17 protein-coding genes and 1 tRNA gene are annotated in these 20,378 nt (G+C 34.4%); 15 read left to right on the top strand and 3 right to left on the bottom strand.

Translation table 11 applies throughout. The annotated features are described in order from the left end of the window. The first annotated feature begins 107 nt into the window (after nucleotides 1-107). The 4 genes from addA to ACI4WO_RS08535 all read left to right on the top strand — a co-directional run bounded on the left by addA (nucleotide 108) and on the right by ACI4WO_RS08535 (nucleotide 6,136). Nucleotides 108-3,662, top strand: a complete 3,555-nt coding sequence (gene addA, locus ACI4WO_RS08550; RefSeq protein WP_439807140.1) for a helicase-exonuclease AddAB subunit AddA — start codon at nucleotides 108-110, stop codon at nucleotides 3,660-3,662. A 185-nt stretch (nucleotides 3,663-3,847) separates the two neighbouring features. Further along, nucleotides 3,848-4,681 (top strand): PHP domain-containing protein, encoded by an 834-nt coding sequence (locus ACI4WO_RS08545; protein ID WP_439807139.1) that lies wholly within the window; start codon nucleotides 3,848-3,850, stop codon nucleotides 4,679-4,681. 19 nt (nucleotides 4,682-4,700) lie between these two features. Then, complete coding sequence (locus ACI4WO_RS08540; RefSeq protein WP_439807138.1) at nucleotides 4,701-5,888, top strand: NAD(P)-dependent malic enzyme; 1,188 nt, start codon at nucleotides 4,701-4,703, stop codon at nucleotides 5,886-5,888. Then, nucleotides 5,888-6,136, top strand: a complete 249-nt coding sequence (locus ACI4WO_RS08535) for a TIGR03905 family TSCPD domain-containing protein (RefSeq protein ID WP_439807137.1) — start codon at nucleotides 5,888-5,890, stop codon at nucleotides 6,134-6,136. The genes ACI4WO_RS08540 and ACI4WO_RS08535 overlap by 1 nt, the downstream gene beginning before the upstream one ends. Before the next feature lie 148 nt (nucleotides 6,137-6,284). Here the strand turns inward: ACI4WO_RS08535 and ACI4WO_RS08530 are convergent. From ACI4WO_RS08530 to lnt, 3 genes are all read right to left on the bottom strand, one after another. After that, a tRNA-Arg gene (locus ACI4WO_RS08530) sits at nucleotides 6,285-6,361 on the bottom strand. Nucleotides 6,362-6,491: 130 nt separating this feature from the next. Continuing rightward, nucleotides 6,492-7,469: a calcium/sodium antiporter gene (locus ACI4WO_RS08525; protein WP_439807136.1), complete on the bottom strand. Its 978-nt coding sequence runs from the start codon at nucleotides 7,467-7,469 to the stop codon at nucleotides 6,492-6,494. A 166-nt stretch (nucleotides 7,470-7,635) separates the two neighbouring features. Beyond that, entirely contained in the window at nucleotides 7,636-9,297 is a 1,662-nt protein-coding gene (lnt, locus tag ACI4WO_RS08520) for an apolipoprotein N-acyltransferase (RefSeq protein WP_439807135.1), read from the bottom strand. A 71-nt stretch (nucleotides 9,298-9,368) separates the two neighbouring features. Here lnt and ACI4WO_RS08515 point away from each other — a divergent pair, with 71 nt between their 5' ends. The 11 genes from ACI4WO_RS08515 to ACI4WO_RS08465 all read left to right on the top strand — a co-directional run. Beyond that, nucleotides 9,369-10,337 (top strand): glycosyltransferase family 2 protein, encoded by a 969-nt coding sequence (locus tag ACI4WO_RS08515; RefSeq protein WP_439807134.1) that lies wholly within the window; start codon nucleotides 9,369-9,371, stop codon nucleotides 10,335-10,337. Next, nucleotides 10,324-11,349 (top strand): hypothetical protein, encoded by a 1,026-nt coding sequence (locus ACI4WO_RS08510; RefSeq protein ID WP_439807133.1) that lies wholly within the window; start codon nucleotides 10,324-10,326, stop codon nucleotides 11,347-11,349. The genes ACI4WO_RS08515 and ACI4WO_RS08510 overlap by 14 nt, the downstream gene beginning before the upstream one ends. 44 nt (nucleotides 11,350-11,393) lie before the next feature. Then, a complete protein-coding gene (gene purE / locus ACI4WO_RS08505) occupies nucleotides 11,394-11,894 on the top strand; it encodes a 5-(carboxyamino)imidazole ribonucleotide mutase (protein WP_439807132.1) in 501 nt (166 codons plus the stop codon). A gap of 20 nt (nucleotides 11,895-11,914) precedes the next feature. Next, nucleotides 11,915-12,634 (top strand): phosphoribosylaminoimidazolesuccinocarboxamide synthase, encoded by a 720-nt coding sequence (purC, locus tag ACI4WO_RS08500; protein WP_439807131.1) that lies wholly within the window; start codon nucleotides 11,915-11,917, stop codon nucleotides 12,632-12,634. Nucleotides 12,635-12,663: 29 nt separating this feature from the next. Further along, nucleotides 12,664-14,085: an amidophosphoribosyltransferase gene (gene purF / locus ACI4WO_RS08495; protein WP_439807130.1), complete on the top strand. Its 1,422-nt coding sequence runs from the start codon at nucleotides 12,664-12,666 to the stop codon at nucleotides 14,083-14,085. A 24-nt stretch (nucleotides 14,086-14,109) separates the two neighbouring features. Next, nucleotides 14,110-15,144: a phosphoribosylformylglycinamidine cyclo-ligase gene (gene purM / locus ACI4WO_RS08490; RefSeq protein ID WP_439807129.1), complete on the top strand. Its 1,035-nt coding sequence runs from the start codon at nucleotides 14,110-14,112 to the stop codon at nucleotides 15,142-15,144. A 12-nt stretch (nucleotides 15,145-15,156) separates the two neighbouring features. Beyond that, nucleotides 15,157-15,804 carry a phosphoribosylglycinamide formyltransferase gene (gene purN / locus ACI4WO_RS08485; protein ID WP_439807128.1) on the top strand — a complete coding sequence of 216 codons (648 nt, stop codon included), beginning with the start codon at nucleotides 15,157-15,159 and terminating at the stop codon, nucleotides 15,802-15,804. A 108-nt stretch (nucleotides 15,805-15,912) separates the two neighbouring features. Next, nucleotides 15,913-16,629: an IMP cyclohydrolase gene (locus ACI4WO_RS08480; protein ID WP_439807127.1), complete on the top strand. Its 717-nt coding sequence runs from the start codon at nucleotides 15,913-15,915 to the stop codon at nucleotides 16,627-16,629. 10 nt (nucleotides 16,630-16,639) lie between these two features. Beyond that, nucleotides 16,640-17,818, top strand: coding sequence for a phosphoribosylaminoimidazolecarboxamide formyltransferase (locus ACI4WO_RS08475; RefSeq protein WP_439807126.1), 1,179 nt, complete (start codon nucleotides 16,640-16,642; stop codon nucleotides 17,816-17,818). Between the two features lie 51 nt (nucleotides 17,819-17,869). After that, nucleotides 17,870-19,147, top strand: a complete 1,278-nt coding sequence (purD, locus tag ACI4WO_RS08470; protein WP_439807125.1) for a phosphoribosylamine--glycine ligase — start codon at nucleotides 17,870-17,872, stop codon at nucleotides 19,145-19,147. A 51-nt stretch (nucleotides 19,148-19,198) separates the two neighbouring features. Continuing rightward, nucleotides 19,199-20,378 (top strand): AMP-binding protein (locus ACI4WO_RS08465; RefSeq protein WP_439807124.1); only part of this gene is annotated, 1,180 nt, incomplete at its 3' end.

The following is a 20,378-nucleotide window of genomic DNA, read 5'->3' as shown; positions in this document are numbered from 1 at the left end:
CAGGTTCTTAAATGAATCTGACCGGATTTTATATTTATATCTGAACTTTACATTAAAAAAATATTCTGATATAATTAATATTATCTGATATTGGAGGAGAACAAAAAATGAGCAGATGGACATCAGACCAGCTTAACGCAATTAATGCGGAAAATCGTTCAGTAATAGTATCAGCAGCTGCAGGAAGCGGAAAAACTTCTGTGCTTGTTGCAAGACTTATCAGGATTATTTCTGAAAGAGAAATTCCTGTTCCGGTCGAAAAAATGATTGTAGTCACTTTTACAAACGATGCAGCAGCAGAAATGAAACAGCGGCTTTCGTCAGAATTATCAGTTTTGATAGAAAAGAATCCTTCAGACAAATGGCTTTCAAGACAGCAGTCAATGCTGCCTAATGCTTCTATATCTACTATACATTCTTTCTGCTTTGACCTGATAAGAGATAATATAAGTACACTCCCGTTATCATCAGATTTCCGCATTATAGATGAAACAGAAGAAAATGTACTCAGGGATAATGTCCTGAAGGAGCTTATGGATAGTTATTATGAAAAACGTCCGGATGATATGAAACTTTTAAATGATAATTTCTGCGGAAATAATGACAAGCCGCTTTGCAGGATAATACTTGATTTATATAATAATATTTCATCAATACCATTTTATAAAAAATGGATAAGCAAATTAGATGATATATATGATAAGAAAGTATATTTAAAGCAGTATACTGAAAATGTACTTAAACGTCTGAAATACTGTGAACATCAGCTTGAAACAGCATATAAGACTGCTTTGAAGATTTCAAATAATAAAATACTTACAGTACTAGATGATGATAAAGTTATACTTGAAAAGGTAACGCACTATTTTAAAGAAAAGGATTATAAAAATCTTGCTGAATTCTTTTCAAAATTAAAATATAAAAACTTTCCTCCGGCACCAAAAGACGGAGCAGGTGCAGAGGAACGTCAGGCAATAAAGAATATCAGAGAATATATAAAAAATGAAGTAAAGATCCTTGGAAATATAACAGGTTTGTTTTATAATTATGATGATGATATTATGCGCCATAAACAGATCATGTCTGTACTGTCAGATATGATATCTGATTTTTCAGACATGCTTTTAAAATTAAAGGAAAGAAAAAATGCCATAGGATTTGACGATGCGGAACAGATTGCGCTGAATCTTTTGGCTGAATATAATGAATCTGGTAATATTGTAAAGACAAAGCTTGCTGAAGAGCTTTCTGATTATTATCAGATAATAATGATTGATGAATTTCAGGATTCAAATAACCGTCAGGATATGATTTTCAGACTTCTTTCCAAGGGCGGTACTGCTTCCGGATACGGAAACAATTTGTTTTTTGTGGGAGATGTAAAACAATCAATTTATCGCTTTCGTCTTGCAAATCCTGATAATTTCATTAATGCTGTAAACAGTGCTGTTCCTTACAAGGAGGATGATACACGCAATTCTTATATAAAACTTAACAGAAATTTCAGAAGTAGCGGAGAAGTCATAGATTTCGTAAACTATATATTTAAGAATATCATGTCTGAAGAGTCAGGAGATATTGAATATAATGAAAATGAATTTCTTGTTCAGGGTGCGTCTTTTTCCGAAAGCAGACGTAATACGCAGATTCTGCTTGTAGATAAATCTGACAAAACATGTGAAGATCCGGAAGTGATTTGCATAGCCGAGAAAATATGCCGAATGCTTGACGATAAAACTCCTGTAAGTATTAACGGTGGAAAATCATCAAGACCATGCGATATGAGAGATTTCTGTATTCTTTTAAGAAATCGAAAAAAAATACCTGTTTATGCAAAGGCACTTGAAAGTCTGGGTATTACAGTTAACTGTGAAGATGCATCGGGATATCTTAAATCAAGAGAAGTATCTGTTCTTATAAATCTGTTAAAAGTAATTGATAATCCGTTATCCGATATACCAATAACATCAATTATGTTGTCTCCTATGTTTATGTTCAATATTGATGAGGTTTCTGAAATAAGACTTATTGACAAAAATAAAAATATATACAGCAATATTTGTACCGGACTTGGTACAGATGGTAAAAATCCGCTGTTTGATGAAAATAGTATAATTTATTCGAAAATGAAATTTATTTATAATGTTATAACTGAACTCAGATTATATTCATCTTTTTGTACATTGCCGGAACTTATACAGAAAATATATGACAGTACAGATTTTTTATCGGTAATTCAGCTTTACAAGGATAGTGACAGAAAAAGAGCAAACTTAAGAATGCTGTTGGAATATGCAAATTCCTATGAAAATAATTCTTCCGGCGGAGTATCAGGCTTTGTAAGATATATAGATAAAATTATGGAGTCAAAAGGGGATTTTAAAAGCGGCAATTCAGCTGCGTTTTCTCAGAATGGTGTATTTATAAAAACAATGCATAAGTCAAAGGGACTGGAATTTCCATTTGTATTTATTGCAGAAACATCTACTAAATTCAGTGTTCAGGATACGCTTAAGCCTTTTCAGTTTTCGTATGATCTCGGAATTGGATTTAAGCTGCAAAATAAGGAAAGATATGAGAAATTTACTACTATTCCATATGAAATGATAAGTACTTACAATCAGAAAAAAATGCTCAGTGAGGAGATGAGACTGTTTTATGTTGCACTTACAAGGGCAAAGGAACGTCTTTTTATAACTCTTGATACGGAAGAAAAAGAGGCAGAAAAAGCTGCGGACTTTGCAGCGGAAATTTCTGCCTGTCAGGGAATTTCACCGGGATTGGTTCTAAAGGCGAGGTCAATGAGTGATTGGCTTTTAATGACTCTAATTTCTCATAAAAGCTCAGGCATGCTTCGGGAAAAGTTTGGCATATACGAATGTTTTACAAATGAAAGTCAGCTTGAAATTGATTATGAAAATTTTGTTCCGCATGATGAATCCGGAGAAATACGTGAAATCAAGGAGTTCGGGCTAGTGCAGGCAGATGACAAGGCAGTTGAATATCTTAATGAGGTATTTTCATTTGACTATGATATGACTCGTGCTTCTCTCAGTGCAAAACTTTCCGTTTCTGACGTATCAAAAAAATCCAGTGAATTAAATTTTTCTCTGAATAGTCCGGAGTTTGCAAAAGAGAAATCTTCAGTTTTGACTGGTGCTGAAAAGGGAACTGCACTTCATAAATTTTTACAGTTTGCAAATTTTAATAACCTGGAATCTGACTTTGAAAAGGAAAAGGAATGTGTTATAAAATCCGGATATATTTCCAGATGTCAGGCTGAATCAATCAATATTGAGGATATAACAGCTTTTTTAAATTCAGATCTTTATAAAATGATAAAAAATTCCCGGAAGGTTATTCGTGAAAGAAAATTTCTTATTTCAATAAATGATCTTGATCTGAATGATGAATTGAGTGAAAAATATTCCGGAACAGATGGTATGTTAAATGGTATTATTGATATGATAATTGAAAATGAAAATTCTATCGTTCTTGTGGATTATAAAACAGATAAAATAAGTGATCCCGAAATACTTGTCCAAAATTATGAAAAACAAATTTATCTTTATAAAAAGGCTGTTGAAAAAATTTACCAAAGACCTGTTAATTCAGCTATCATCTATTCGTTTCATCTTAAAACTGAAATAAAGATATTCTGAAAAATATTGTAATGATTTTTTTCGCAGATTAAACAAAAACTTAACATAAAAACTATTGATTTTATTGCATATGTATGTTATAATTTAAATAATATGTTGTTCACTGATAAAACTTCCAGAACAAATTAAATTTTTAAAATTAAGAGTATCGCTGCTTTAATGCGATAAATGAAACGGAGGTTTTTATGATTTGCGATCTGCATTGTCATACTACTTTATCTGACGGTTCATTGGGGATTGAAGATGTAATAGTTCAGGCAAAACGAATGAATATAGACTTTTTGTCTATAACTGATCATGATACCCTATCATCTTTTTCAAGGGCAAATATCCTTGGGGAGCGTTACGGCGTTAAAATGCTTCAGGGAGTTGAAATGTCTGCATGGGACAAAGACAGAAACAGCAAAGTACATATACTCTGTTATGCTCCCAAAAAACCTGACAGACTTGAGGGATTGTGTCTGAAGTCATGTGAAATCCGAAAGGCATGCTCTAAGGAAATGATAGACAAAGTAATGGAGCTTTATCCTATTACACGGGAAAGTGTGCTTAAACACTGTACCGGAAGTAAAAGCATATATAAATCTCATATTATGAGAGCTTTGATTGAATACGGTTATGCTCTGGAATTCTATGGAAAGCTTGATGATGAACTTTTCAATCTTGAAACTGGTACATGCCTTGTGGAAAGGGAATATCCCGATGTAAACTTTGTTTTGGATCTTATTCATTCAGCAAGAGGAGTTGCTGTCATGGCTCATCCTGCACTTTATGACAATATAGAATTGCTTGATGATCTTGCTAAGCGTAAGAAAATAGATGGTGTTGAAGTATATCATTATTCTGCCGATGAAGCCAAACGTAAAGAACTGCTTGATATTGCCCAGAGGTATGATCTGATAGTAACTGGTGGTTCGGATTTTCACGGTTTATATAATGCAGTACCAACTCATCTGGGAAGCAATACAACATCAAAGGAAAATCTTGACAGAATTATAAAGCTGTCTAATAAAATATAAAGGAATGTGAAATTATTAAATGGACATTATGGAATCAGCTTTAAATAAGCACAGAGAATGGAAAGGAAAAATAGAAATTGTTTCAAGAGTTCCGGTAAACAGCCGTGATGAACTTTCTCATGCGTATACTCCCGGCGTTGCAAAACCATGCCTTGAAATTGAGAAAAATCCTGAGCTTTCATATGATCTTACAAGAAGACACAATCTTGTAGCCGTTATAACAGATGGTACAGCTGTTTTGGGACTTGGCGATATTGGTCCTGAAGCCTCTATGCCGGTAATGGAAGGTAAATGTGCTCTTTTTAAGGAATTTGCCGATGTTGATGCTTTTCCGATATGCATTGATTCAAAAGATACTGATGAAATTGTAAGAACAATTCAACTTATATCCAAAAGCTTTGGCGGTATAAATCTTGAAGACATTTCAGCTCCGAGATGCTTTGAAATCGAAAAGCAGCTTAAGGAAAAGGTTGATATTCCGGTATTTCACGATGACCAGCATGGAACAGCAATCGTTGCAAGTGCAGCAATGATAAACGCTGCAAAGGTCGCAGGAAAAAATATTTCTGATATGACACTTGTAATAAACGGAGCTGGTGCTGCAGGTATTGCAATTGCAAAGCAGTTTATTACTTTGGGCATAGGAAATATAATTATGGTAGATATTAAGGGAATTATATGCGATGGAGATGATTTTGAAAATCCTTCTCATTATGAAATCGCAAAAGTGACAAATAAAAACAAAATTCATGGCGGACTTGCTGAAGCAATGAAGGGTGCTGATGCATTTATTGGTGTTTCAAAGCCGGGACTTGTTTCCGGGGAAATGGTAAAGAGTATGGCTGAAAAACCTATAATATTCGCAATGGCTAATCCTACGCCTGAAATTATGCCGGATGAAGCAAAAAATGCCGGAGCCTTTATTGTAGGTACAGGAAGAAGTGATTATCCAAATCAGATCAACAATGTTGTGGCTTTTCCTGGTGTATTCAAAGGTGCGCTTGCCGTAAGAGCCAAAGATATCAATGAGGATATGAAACTTGCTGCCGCTTATGCAATTGCGGAAAGTGTTGATAAATCAAAACTTAATGCGGAAAATATTCTTCCTGATCCGTTTGACAGAAATATTCCGAAAGCAGTCGCAAAATCTGTAGCAGAAGCTGCCATAAAATCAGGAGTTGCAAGAAAAAAGGAGTTTGATATATAATGAAAATTTCATACATACCAAAGGGTGTATGCTCAAGACAAATTAATATTGAAGTTGAAGATGGTATCGTTAAGAATGTTGAATATATCGGTGGATGCAACGGAAATTTAAAGGGAATTGGTTCGCTTGTAAAGGGAATGAAGGTCGAAGATGTGATAAGCAGACTTGAAAATATCAAGTGCGGTATGAAGAATACTTCATGCCCTGATCAGCTTGCTCAGGCACTTAAGGAAAACTTTGAGAAATAAACACTTATCAGTTGTTCTTATTTCATTTTTTGAGTATAAGAAAACCGCCTTTTATGGGCGGTTTAATTTTTTATAATGTCAAAATATAGTTTAAGAAAAAAACGGACTCCACAAAATGGAATCCGTTTTGTCCGGTGCGGTCAGCATCTGGCGTCGCTAAGAGGAGTTGAACCTCCGGCCTACCGCTTAGGAGGCGGTCGCTCTATCCAACTGAGCTATAGCGACATAAAGCATTAAATTGCATGCTAGCTTTATGTTCATAAACACCGCTTAATAATTATATCACATTTTTTTCCCTTTTGCAAGTAAAAAATAAAAATCCTGCATTTTTTATTTGCCGGATTTTTAAAGTTAATTATAAAATATCTCTGGATATGATATATGTCAGATATACACAATATGAAAGAATGAATATTACACCTTCAGCTCTTCCGATTTTTTTCTTTGTTGCAGCAAAAATATAACATAGAATGCTGACAGCCAGAACACAGAGTGAATCAATCATATTAGCGGAATTGATACTGAAAGGAGCAATAATCATGGAAAGTCCCATGACTAAAAGAATGTTAAATAAGTTAGAACCAATTACATTTCCAAGTGCAAGATCACCGTTTCCTTTTTTGGCAGCAATAACCGATGTAATAAGTTCTGGAAGAGATGTCCCCAAAGCAACGACAGTCAGACCAATTAAGGATTCGCTGATTCCTATTCCATGAGCAATATCTTTGGCACAATATACTGCAAGCTGACCGCCTAATATTACCGCAGCCAGACCGCCAACAGAATAAATAATACTTTTTGGTATAGAAAGAGGTTTTTCATTACTTTCTTCTGTACTACTTTCATCAAGAGCTTTCTTACGACTTTTAGTGGCATTATTAATTGTCCATATCATAAACACAAGGAAAAATGCAAGAAGTATAAATCCTCCGAAACGGGTGCCGTGCATATGACCTGTCCAGAATAAAACAGGAACAATAACGGCTGAACCTATAAGAAGTGGAAAGTCCTTTTTAAGAAGAGACGGTTCAACGGATATTGGTACTATAATAGAACTTACTCCTAAAATAATAAGTATATTAAGAAGATTTGAACCTAATAGATTTCCAACTGTAATGCCTGCATTATCCGGATTTGAAATAGCACCTGAAATACTTACTGCCGCTTCAGGTGCACTTGTTCCCATAGCAACAATAGTCAGACCAATAATAAGATTCGGTACATGTAAAAGCTTTGCCACTGATACACATCCATCAACAAAAAAATCTGCTCCCTTTACCAGCAGAACAAAACTGAAAATCAGTCCTGCAATCATTAAAACCCAGTGAATCATTTTTTTATCCTACCTTTTGTATTTCGGCTGTTTAAATACGAGCCATTTTTATAAAATTCGACATTACATATTATCATATCACACAAATTTAATATCGTCAATAGAGGTTTGTTAAGTTTTACAAAATTCATAAACTTTAAAATGAACAAACAAATTTTCAAATGCATTAATTTACTAATATATTCTTAATATCAATAAGTTTTAATATAATAATTTTAATTGACGTTATCAGTATAATAAAACATGAAGGCAAAATAATTATATCTCCCCACATAGAATAAAGTGTAATCGCATTATTCATTTTAATATCGGCAGTCAGTGTATTTTCTTGATTAATATCTGATTCTGAAATAGTTTCTCCGAATGGGGATATTACCGAGGAAATACCAGTATTGGTACAGTTTATAACATACTTTTTATTTTCAACAGCTCTTAAAACAGAATGAGAATGGTGTTGATACAACGGAATTTTTTCTCCAAGCCATGAATCATTGGTAAGTATTACAATAGCTTCTGCACCTGATAATACATTTTTGGAAATTAGTGTCGGGAATGCAGATTCAAAACATATTCCGCATCCGAAATTTCCAGCTTCAGTTTCTATTAAAACAGTTTTTGTACCATGACTGAAAGGATTGGATATAAACTGATATTTTCCGCTTTTGATAAATGGATTATATTCCCCGAATGGTACAAGTACTTGTTTTAAATAAATTTCCGAATGATTTCCGTCCGGATAAATTGCAGCACACGCATTATATGATTTGCCATCACAATTATATTGAGTACCAAATATAATTGTAATGTTTTCTTTTTCGGCTAATTTATACAAATCACTTCCAAATAATTCATCATCAAAAAATTTCCCTGACAAAGCTGTTTCAGGGAAAATTACAATTTTAGTATCATCTGAAATATTCTCTTTGGTCATTGTAATATATTGTTCAAGTACTTTTTTGGGCTCGGCAGTCCATTTTTGTTTTCTTGAAAGGTTTGCCTGAACCAACATAACTTCTTCTGAATTTTTTTCATCAAATGGTAAATTTATAAGTATATATCCCGGAATTATATTTGCAAAATATATACATATTCCAAGAAGAAAAAATACAGAAAAATTCATTATTTTTTTCCTATGAATTAAAGCTAATGAAAAAAATAAGTTTATCAGTATAACAAGAAATGAGATAAATAATCCTCCGAATATTGAAGATGTCTGTATAAATAAATTGTTTGGTGAAACGATATTGCATAATCTTGTCCATGGAAAGGCAAATGGAATAAATTGTTCCTGAATCCATTCACCAAATATATATATAAAAGATAAAATAAGAATATTAATAAAATTGTTTCCGATTTTTAGATTTTTATATAATAAAAAAGAAAATGACATCATTAAAGATAAAATAAAAGATATTAATACTAGTAGAATTGCAGATACAAAAAATGCCAGAAATTTATTTTTGATTACGTATGCTCCTATACGCAGCAGCCATATATCAGCAAAAAAATAAAACCAGAAACTAAATTGAAGCATAATATTAAATGTTTTTTGACGGTATTTTAATATATAATAAAACGGGAAAGAAAGTGAAAAGAAAATCAATGGCCAGAAATATTCATTATAAAAAGATATAGCTGAAACTGATCCGCTTATTAATGATATTAATGGAATTTTATATTTATATATTTTATTATATATCGAATTGCATAACATATTATTTTTTTCCTGACAAAAATATTTTTTATTTATGCTTTCAAAAATTTTAAATATTATTCCTGTTTGAAGCATTTTTATAAAATTAATTCTATAATCTTTATCTAAATACAAAAATCCACTTGCATTTTTGTGAAATTTGTTGTATTATATAATAGTATTGTTTAATGTTAGGAGCTTTTGTCATGGAGTTGATTTCAATTATTGTTCCTTGTTATAATGAACAGGAAGTTCTTCCTCTGTTCTATGACGAGATAACCAAGACAATGAATAAAATGAGAACGGATAATCCCGGACTTGACTTTGAACTTTTGTTTATAAATGACGGTTCTAAGGATTCAACCCTTAAGCTGCTCAGAGAATTGTCAGCCAAGGACGAATGTGTACGCTATATTTCTTTTTCCAGAAACTTCGGCAAGGAAGCAGGCATGTTTGCTGGTCTGGAAAATGCAAACGGAGATTATGTTGTTATTATGGATGCAGATTTACAGCATCCCCCGGAATATATTCCGGAAATGTATGACTATGTAAAAAATAAAGGGTATGATTGTGCTACAACAAGAAGAGTAAATCGTAAGGGCGAATCCAAGATACGATCATGGTTTGCAAGAAAATTTTATAAGATAATGAATAAAATTTCTCAGACTGAAATAGTAGATGGTGCTCAGGATTACAGATTTATGTCCAGACAAATGGTTGATTCCATTTTATCCATGAAGGAATATAATCGTTTCTCAAAAGGTATTTTCAGTTGGGTAGGATTTAATACAAAATATATTGAATATGAAAATGTGGAACGTGCTGCCGGTACAACAGCATGGTCATTCTGGAAATTATTTTTATATTCCCTTGATGGCATAACAGCTTTCTCCACCGTTCCTCTTGCTTTAGCATCAATTCTGGGAATTATAAGCTGCCTTATTTCTTTTATAATGATAATTTTTATTATTATAAAGACACTTGCGTTTGGTGAGGATGTCCAGGGATATCCTACCATTATATGTGCAATATTTTTTATAGGGGGACTTCAGCTGTTTTGTATGGGTATACTTGGTCAATATTTGTCTAAAACCTATCTGGAATCAAAACGCCGTCCGATATACATTGTGAAAGAAACTGAAAAAACACCAAGAAATAAATATGAAGAAAATTAATATCATCAAAAAAAATATAAAAATGAAATGGCATACTAAATTGCTGTTTGCTGTTTTGTTTTGTATATTGTTGATTACAATAGCTGCTCTGGTAAGATTTTATTATAAGGTTAATAATCAAAATAATGAGGCTTATCTTGACCAGAATATAATTGCTGATTTTGATTCAAATAAAAGCAATTATAAAATATATAAAAATGATAACGGTTTGCTTGGCGTTATGAATAAAGATGACAGGACTGTTATTGAACCGCAATGGAATAATATTTATTTTTTGAACTCAAACAGATTTGTCGTTCAGAAGAAAATCGACGGTAATTCTCAGATGGGAATTATTGATATAGATGAAAATTTTATAGTGCCATTTATATTCAAGGAATTCGCAGCTGTAGGAAAAGATTATTTAATCGGTTACTTTGATGATGAAGACGGTTTTTCAGTTTTTGATACAAGCGGAAATTTACTTACAGATAAAAAATGGCTGGATTATTCCTACGATGAAAACAGTAAAATACTGACGCTGACTAATAAATTGGGGAATTTTAACTATATTTTTGATGATGATAAGTTGATTTGTACAGACATTAAAATGACATATGAAATAAAATCTTCGTCACCTGTTATTATTAAAATGGATATTCATGATGAAAATGTTATTAATGAAATTAATTCTGAAAGATTGAAAGATATTTTTGATATTTCATGTGTATATTTTGAATCGCTGATATATGATGATATGAAAAGAATAAAAGATATTACTAATTCTCAGTTTTATCAGCCACTTTCTTCAAATGATTATTTTAAAGATTGTAAAGTTAAATCCATATCAGATGTTACATTAAAAACTTCTGACACTGATGATGAGTCTTATGAATTATGCACCGAAATAACTTATGATTATATCGGTAAGCATAAAACTATAGATAATTTGAAATCTGCTATATCATTGTCAATTATAGAAGACAGCAATGGGTCAATGATACTGAAAAGTATCACTAAAGAAGAACTTTAAAATCCGTATATCGGAAATTTAATAAAGGTAAGGAATGATATATTATGAACAAAAAGGTTGCAATAATTATGGGAAGTGACAGTGATCTTCCGGTTGTAAAAGGCGCTGTTGAAAAGCTGAAAGAATTTAATGTTCCGTTTGAGGTACATGTCATGTCAGCACACAGAACTCCTAATGAGGCTGCTGAATTTGCTGCAAATGCCGCTTCAAATGGATTTGGAGTTATTATTTCAGCAGCCGGAAAAGCAGCACATCTTGGCGGAGTGCTGGCAGCACATACTATTCTGCCTGTTATTGGAATACCAATAAAATCCTCTACTCTGGACGGTCTTGACGCTCTCCTTTCTACAGTGCAGATGCCAAGCGGAATTCCTGTCGCTACAGTAGCAATTGACGGTGCGGCAAATGCGGCAATTCTTGCTGTTGAAATGCTGGCATTATCTGACAACGAACTTGCCGGTAAACTTTCTGACATGAAAATTAAAATGGCAGAAACAGTAAAGAAAAAGGATGCCGAAATTTCTAAGCAAATTAATAATTTATAATAAATTTGGAGGAATAAAAAATGGAAAACATAGTTAAAACCGAACAGCTTTATGAAGGCAAAGCAAAGAAAGTGTATGCAACAAACAATGATAATTATGTTATTGTTGATTACAAAGACGATGCTACAGCTTTTAACGGAGAAAAAAAAGGGACCATTCATAACAAGGGTATTATCAATAACCGTGTTACAAATCATCTTATGAAGATGCTTGAACAAAACGGAATTCCTACACATCTTGTTGAAGAAATATCTGACCGTGAAACTATTGTTAAAAGAGTTTCAATTGTACCTTTGGAGGTTATTGTCAGAAATATCGCTGCTGGGTCACTGTCCAAAAGACTTGGTCTTGACGAAGGCGTAAAACTTAGTAAAACGGTTCTTGAATATTGCTATAAGGACGATGATCTTGGTGATCCTATGGTTAACGAATATCACATTATGGCAATGAATTGGTGTTCAAAAGAGGAACTTGATCTCATTGCCTCATATTCATTAAAGATCAATGAACTTCTCACAGATTATCTGAAAGATCTTAATATTGAACTGATCGATTTCAAGCTTGAATTCGGTAAGACAGCTGACGGAACTATTGTACTTGCAGATGAAATTTCACCTGATACATGCCGTTTCTGGGACAGTGTTACACACGAAAAGCTTGACAAAGACAGATTCAGAAGAAATCTTGGCGGAGAAGAAGACGCTTATAAAGAAATAATGAAGAGACTTCTTGGAGAATAATTACTGTTTCATCTGATTGGAGTATATTTATGTTCGATAAAATTAATGAGGAATGCGGTGTTTTCGGAATTTACAGCAAGGAAACAATGGATGTTGCGTCACTTGCATACATTTCATTGTACGCTTTGCAGCACAGAGGACAAGAAAGCTGCGGCATCGTTGTAAATGACAAAGGAGTTTTTTCACATCATAAGGATCTTGGTCTTGTACCGGAAGTATTCAATGAAGAAAATTTAAAAAAATTAGGTCTTGGAAATATTGCCGTGGGACATGTAAGATATTCCACAACAGGCAAGTCAAACCGTTCAAATGCTCAGCCGCTAGTTGTAAGGCATATCAAGGGATCGCTGGCTATTGCTCATAATGGAAACCTTGTAAATGCAAGAGAACTCAGAGAAAAATATGAGCTGCGCGGTGCAATTTTTCACAGCACAAATGATACGGAAGTTATATCATATGCGATTACTGAGCAGAGATTAACTCAGCCTTCTATTGAAAAAGCTGTTGAAGAAGCAATGTATAAATTTAAAGGTGCATATTCACTTGTTATAATGTCACCTAAAAAGCTTATAGCCGCAAGGGATCCTCAGGGATTCAGACCGTTATGTATGGGTGAAACTGAGACAGGTGCTATAGTTTTTGCTTCGGAAACATGTGCCCTTGACAGTATTGGTGCAAAATATATCAGGGATGTAGAAGCCGGAGAAATAATTGTTGTTGATGAAAATGGCATAAAATCTATAAGAACTCACTGCGGTCATAAAACGGCAATGTGTGTATTTGAATATGTGTATTTTGCACGTCCTGATTCAGTAATAGAAGGTTCAAGTGTACATCAGGCTCGTCTGAATGCCGGAAAATACCTTTGGGAAGAACACCCTGTAGATGCTGATGTTGTCGTAGGCGTTCCGGACAGCGGTCTTGACGCTGCTCTTGGATTTTCTAAGGCATCAGGTATTCCTTACGGTGTCGGATTTATAAAAAATCGTTATGTCGGAAGAACGTTTATTCAGCCGACGCAGTCACAGCGTTCAAATTCAGTCAAAATCAAGCTGAATGTAATAAAAGATGTGGTTAAAGATAAAAGGGTAGTGCTTATTGATGACAGTATTGTGCGTGGAACAACAAGTGCAAGAATTGTCAATTTAATAAGAGAAGCCGGTGCTTCAGAAGTTCATATGAGAATTTCCTGTCCGCCTTTTATTAATCCATGTTATTTCGGAACTGATATTGACAGCAAGGAAAACCTTATTGCATGCAAAATGTCTGTAGACGAAATTGCAAAAGAAATTGGTGCAGATTCATTGGGATATCTTAGCGTTGATAAGGTACAAAAAATTGCTGAGAATGCCAAATGTAATTTCTGTGTAGGCTGTTTTAATGGTCAATATCCTATCGAAGTTCCAAAAGAAATGCCCAAGGATAAATTTGAACGTAAAATCGGTGAGTAAGTATAAATTTGGAGGAATAATTTAATGAAAAGCTTCTCAGAAAGTTATAAAAAAGCCGGAGTTGATGTAACTGCTGGTTACAAGGCAGTAGAATTAATGAAGGTTCATGTTAAGCGTACTGTAACTGATGGCGTATTATCCGGTATCGGAGGATTCGGAGGATTATTCGAGCCCGATCTGACAGGTATTAAAAAACCTGTATTTGTTTCAGGTACAGACGGTGTCGGAACAAAACTTAAAATCGCTTTTTTGATGGACAAGCACGATACAATTGGTATTGACTGTGTGGCAATGTGTGTTAATGATATTATCTGCTGCGGTGCAAAACCTCAGTTTTTCCTGGATTATATTGCTGTGGGAAAGAATTATCCTGAAAAGGTTGCTGCTATCGTATCAGGAATCGCAGATGGATGCGTACAGTCAGAATGTGCATTAATAGGCGGAGAAACAGCAGAAATGCCGGGATTTTATCCTGTTGATGAATATGATGTTGCCGGATTTGCAGTCGGTGTTGTTGACAAGGATAAAATTTTAAAACCTGAAACACAGAAGGCAGGAGATGTTTTAATTGCTATAAAATCCAGCGGTGTGCATTCTAATGGTTTTTCACTTATCAGAAAAGTTTTCACTGTCAATGAACAGACTCTGGCAAGACATTTTTCTGATTTGGGTACAACATTGGGCGAATGTCTTCTGACACCTACAAAAATTTATGTTAAACCTGTGCTTTCAGTTATTGATCAGGTAAATGTAAAAGCCATTTCACACATCACAGGCGGCGGATTTTATGAGAATATTCCACGTTCACTTCCAGAAGGAATTTCTGCAAGAATTGAAAGAAACAGCGTTCAGATTCTTCCGATTTTTGATCTTATTGCAAGAACAGGTCATATTCCGGAAAGAGATATGTTCAATACATTCAATATGGGTGTCGGCATGACAATGTCTGTAGATAAGAATGATGCAGACAAAACTGTGGAAATTCTCAATAATTCCGGTGTGGAAGCTTATATTTTAGGTGAACTGATCAACAGTGACGAAGGTGTTATTATCGACTAAGTGAGGTAGATTATGAATATGTCTGAAAAGCCATTAAAAAATATAATTGTTTTAGTTTCCGGCGGAGGTACTAATCTTCAGGCGCTGATAGATGCACAGAATAATGGACAAATTATTGGTGGAAAAATATCATGCGTTATCTCATCGAAACCGGATGCTTATGCATTAGTCAGGGCAAGGGAAAATGGTATACCCACAAGAATTATACCAAGAAAAAATTTCCTGGATAATAGAAGCTACAGCGAAGCTATACTGGAAGCCCTTTATGAAGAATATGCAGATTTGATAGTATTGGCAGGTTTCATGACTATTCTTGATGAAAAAGTTACCAAAGCTTATCCATATAAAATAATTAACGTACATCCTGCTTTGATACCTTCCTTTTGCGGACAGGGTTTTTATGGTCTTAAGGTTCATGAAGCTGCACTTGATTACGGAGTTAAAATAAGCGGTGCGACCGTTCATTTTGTTAATGAAAAAGCAGATGCAGGTGCAATTATTTTGCAAAAGCCTGTAGAAGTAAAATCTGATGATACACCGGAAACATTACAAAAGCGTATTATGCGTGAAGCAGAATGGAAAATTTTACCTGAAGCAGTATCTCTTTTCTGTCAGGATAAAATTGAAATAATCAACGGTAAAACTGTTATAAGAGAATAAAATATTTTATATATAATGCTATTGATATATAGCAGCAGGGGAGTACTGGTTAAATTTATCAGTCCTGTAATGTTAATAACTTAATAAATTTAAGAAGGGAAATTTAATATGATAAAAGTCGACATTGCAAAAGAGCTCAGAGAAAACTCATATCCCGGAAGAGGTATAATTATCGGCAAATCAGCTGACGGTAAAAATGCGGTTACAGCATATTTTATCATGGGCAGAAGTGAAAACAGCCGCAACAGAGTTTTTGTTACTGACGGAGAAGGAATCAGAACACAGGCTTTTAATCCTGATAAGCTTACTGATCCTAGTCTTATTATTTATTCTCCTGTAAGAGTTCTGGGAAATAAAACTATAGTAACAAATGGTGATCAGACTGATACAATATATGACTTGATGAATAATCAGCAAACCTTTGAACAAGCTTTGAGAACCAGAGAATTTGAACCAGACGCACCAAACTATACTCCAAGAATTTCGGGAATTATTAAGGTTGATCCGGCAAAAACTTTTAATTACGCACTTTCAATTCTTAAAAGTGCCAATGGTAATCCTGATTCATGCAGCAGATTTACTTTTTCATATACAAATCCGATAGCAGGTGAGGGGCATTTTATACATACATATATGAGTGACGGTAACCCGCTGCCGAGCTTTGAAGGTGAACCAAAGCTGATTTCAATTCCGGATAGTATTCAGGAATTTTCTGAGATTATCTGGGAAAATCTTAATAATGATAATAAAGTATCATTATTTGTAAGATACATTAATCTGGAAACAGGAAAATACGAATCTAAAATTATTAACAAAAACTGTTAGGAGGAATTTTATGTCCGAAGAAATGTTTTTAAAATATGGATGCAATCCGAATCAGAAACCGTCCAGAATTTATGTGGAAAACGGTAAATTGCCTATTACTGTTTTAAATGGTAAGCCGGGGTATATAAATCTGCTTGATGCATTTAACGGCTGGCAGTTGGTTAAAGAATTAAAGGACGCTACAGGAATGTGTGCTGCAACATCCTTTAAGCATGTTTCACCGGCAGGTGCGGCAATAGGTCTGCCTCTGAGCGATACACTCAAAAAGATATATTTTGTGGATGATTTAGGTGAACTGTCACCTATGGCATGTGCTTACGCAAGGGCAAGAGGTGCTGACAGAATGTCATCATACGGTGATTTTGTTGCCCTTTCAGACACTTGCGATGTTCCTACTGCTAAAATGCTTCAGCGTGAGGTATCTGATGGTATTATTGCTCCGGATTATACTCCTGAGGCTCTTGAAATTTTGAAATCAAAAAGAAAAGGAACATATAATATTATTAAAATAGATTCTGAATATGTTCCGGAAGAAATTGAAAGAAAACAGGTATTTGGCGTTACATTTGAACAGGGAAGAAATAATTTAAAAATCAACAAAGATATACTAAACAATATCGTTACTGAAAATAAAAATATTCCTGATGATAAGAAAAATGATCTGCTGATTTCTCTTATTACTTTAAAATATACACAATCCAATTCTGTATGCTATGTAAAAAACGGACAGGCTATTGGCATCGGTGCGGGTCAGCAGTCCAGAATCCACTGTACAAGACTTGCCGGAAACAAAGCAGATATATGGTGGCTGCGTCAGGCTCCTCAGGTTTTAAATCTTAAATTTGTTGACGGAATAAGACGCCCTGATCGTGACAATGCAATTGATGTTTATATTTCTGATGAATATATGGACGTTCTGGCTGATGGGGCATGGCAGAATATTTTCAAAGAAAAGCCCCCGGTATTTACCAAAGAAGATCAAAAAGCATGGCTGTCAAAAAATACTGACGTATGTCTGGGTTCAGATGCATTCTTTCCGTTTGGCGATAATATTGAACGCGCAAAGAAAAGCGGAGTTTCTTATATTGCTGAACCGGGTGGTTCAATACGTGATGATAATGTTATCAGTACATGTAATAAATATAACATTGCTATGGCATTTACTGGCATAAGATTGTTCCATCATTAATACAAAGCATTTACCTGCTGAGTTTACTGAATAATTTAAGGAGAATATATTATGAATATACTTGTTGTCGGAGGCGGCGGCAGAGAACATGCGATTATCATGAAGCTTGCAGAAAGCAAAAAGTCGATTAATTTATACTGTACTCCCGGTAACGGTGGCATTGCAAAATATGCTGAATGTTTTTCTGTAAAAGCTACAGATATAGAAGGTGTGGTAAACCTTGCAAAAAAAGTTTCTGCTGATATGGTAGTAGTTGCACCTGATGATCCTCTGGTTCTGGGAATGGTTGATGCTTTGAATGCAGAAGGCATAGTTGCATTTGGACCTGACAAGGCAGCAGCTATTATTGAAGGAAGTAAGGTTTTCTCAAAAAATCTTATGAAAAAATATAATATTCCTACTGCTAAATATGAAGTATTTTCTGATTCATCAAAGGCAATTGAATATATACAAAAAGAAAATAAATATCCGACTGTTGTCAAAGCAGATGGACTTGCTCTCGGTAAAGGCGTAATAATTGCCCAGAATTTTGAAGAAGCAAAGAATGCAGTTAATTCTATTATGGAAGACAAAATTTTTGGCAAAAGTGGTGCCAGCATTGTTATTGAAGAATTTTTAACAGGACCTGAAGTTTCTGTTTTATGTTTTACAGACGGTAAAACAATTGTACCTATGGTGTCTTCTATGGATCATAAAAGGGCATATGATAATGATGAAGGTCCAAATACCGGCGGTATGGGTACAGTTGCACCTAATCCATATTATACAGATGATATTGCAGAAGAATGTATGAATTCTATATTTTTGCCTACAATAAATGCAATGGTCAAAGAAAGCAGAACCTTTAAGGGATGTCTTTATTTCGGACTTATGATCACTGCGGACGGACCAAAAGTTATTGAATATAACTGCAGGTTCGGAGATCCTGAAACACAGGTTGTTTTGTCTCTGTTGGATACAGATCTCGTTGACATATTTGAGGCTGTTATCAATGAAAAGCTTGATAAAATTGATATCAGATGGAAAAAAGGTGCATCTGCATGTGTTATTATGGCAAGCGGCGGATATCCTAAAAAATATGATACGGGTCTTAAAATCAGCGGACTTAATGAAAAAGGTCAGTTGGATAATGCAATGATTTATCATGCAGGAACGAAACTTGAAAATGACAATTTTTACACATCCGGCGGCAGAGTTCTTGGTGTGACAGCAATAGCAGATAACCTAAAATCAGCTATTGATCATGCTTATGAATCTGTAAATAAAATAAATTTCGATAAAATGCATTTCAGAAATGATATAGGTCAGAGGGCATTAAAGGCTCAGTAACATAATTATAAGAGGGGAGTAAATCCTTAATATTATAGGATTGAAAAAAATATGTTGTTAGACAGATATTTACCCAGAATAGAATTTGATAGCTATGAAGATTTTAAACAGAATTACACGGTAAACGTTCCGGAAAATTTTAATTTCGGTTTTGACATTGTGGACGAGTGGGCTAAACAGGAACCAGACAAACTGGCACTTGTCTGGTGCAATGACCATGATGAAAAGCGTGAATTTACTTTTACTGATATATCAAAATTATCAAATAAAGCCGCAAATTATTTTAAAAGTATTGGTATAAAAAAGGGAACTGTTGTAATGCTCATTCTTCGCAGAAGATGGGAATATTGGGTATGTGCTGTTGCTTTGCACAAAATCGGTGCAATAGTAATTCCAGGCTCGCTTCAGCTTACAAAGAAAGATATAGTATATCGTGGAAATGCTGCTGAAATATTTGCTTTTATATGCATAAATGATGATTTTGTAATAAATCAGGTGGAAACAGCAGAACCGGAAATTCCATCACTGAAAAATAAAATAGTTGTAGGTCAGAAGCGTGACGGATGGGAATTCTTTGAAGATAAAATATCAGAATTCAGTGATATTTTTGAGCGACCAACAGGTGATGAAGCAAATAAATGGGATGACACAATGCTTGTTTATTTTACTTCCGGAACAACAGGCATGCCTAAAATGGCAAGACATAATTTTGCACATCCTCTGGGGCATATTGTTACCGCTAAATATTGGCAGCAGGTACAGGAAAATAAACTTCACATGAGTGTTTCTGATTCCGGATGGGCAAAGTTTGGCTGGGGTAAAATCTATGGTCAGTGGATATGCGGAGCTGTTATTTTCTGCTATGATATGGATAAATTTGTTCCTCTTAATCTTCTGAAAAAAATTACTGAGTATAAGGTTACAACATTCTGTGCTCCTCCTACAATGTTCAGATTTATGCTTCAGGAAGATATTTCTCAATTTGACCTGTCTAGCATTCAGACATGCTGTATTGCAGGTGAACCGTTAAATCCACAGGTTTTTAATGATTGGTATAAACTTACAGGATTAAAACTGCGTGAAGGATTCGGTCAGTCGGAAGGCACTGTACTGATTGCTAATTTTAAATGGCTTGAACCATCTGCCGGTTCTACGGGAAAGCCTGCACCGTTGTATGATATAAGATTAATAAACAGTGAGGGCGAGGAATGCAAGCCCGGAGAAGAGGGAA

It is taken from the genome of Porcipelethomonas sp., from assembly GCF_051893655.1.
Classification (GTDB): domain Bacteria; phylum Bacillota; class Clostridia; order Oscillospirales; family Ruminococcaceae; genus Porcipelethomonas.
The sequence above is the reverse complement of the archived record's forward strand: the minus strand, read 5'-3'. Positions and strand labels throughout refer to the sequence as shown.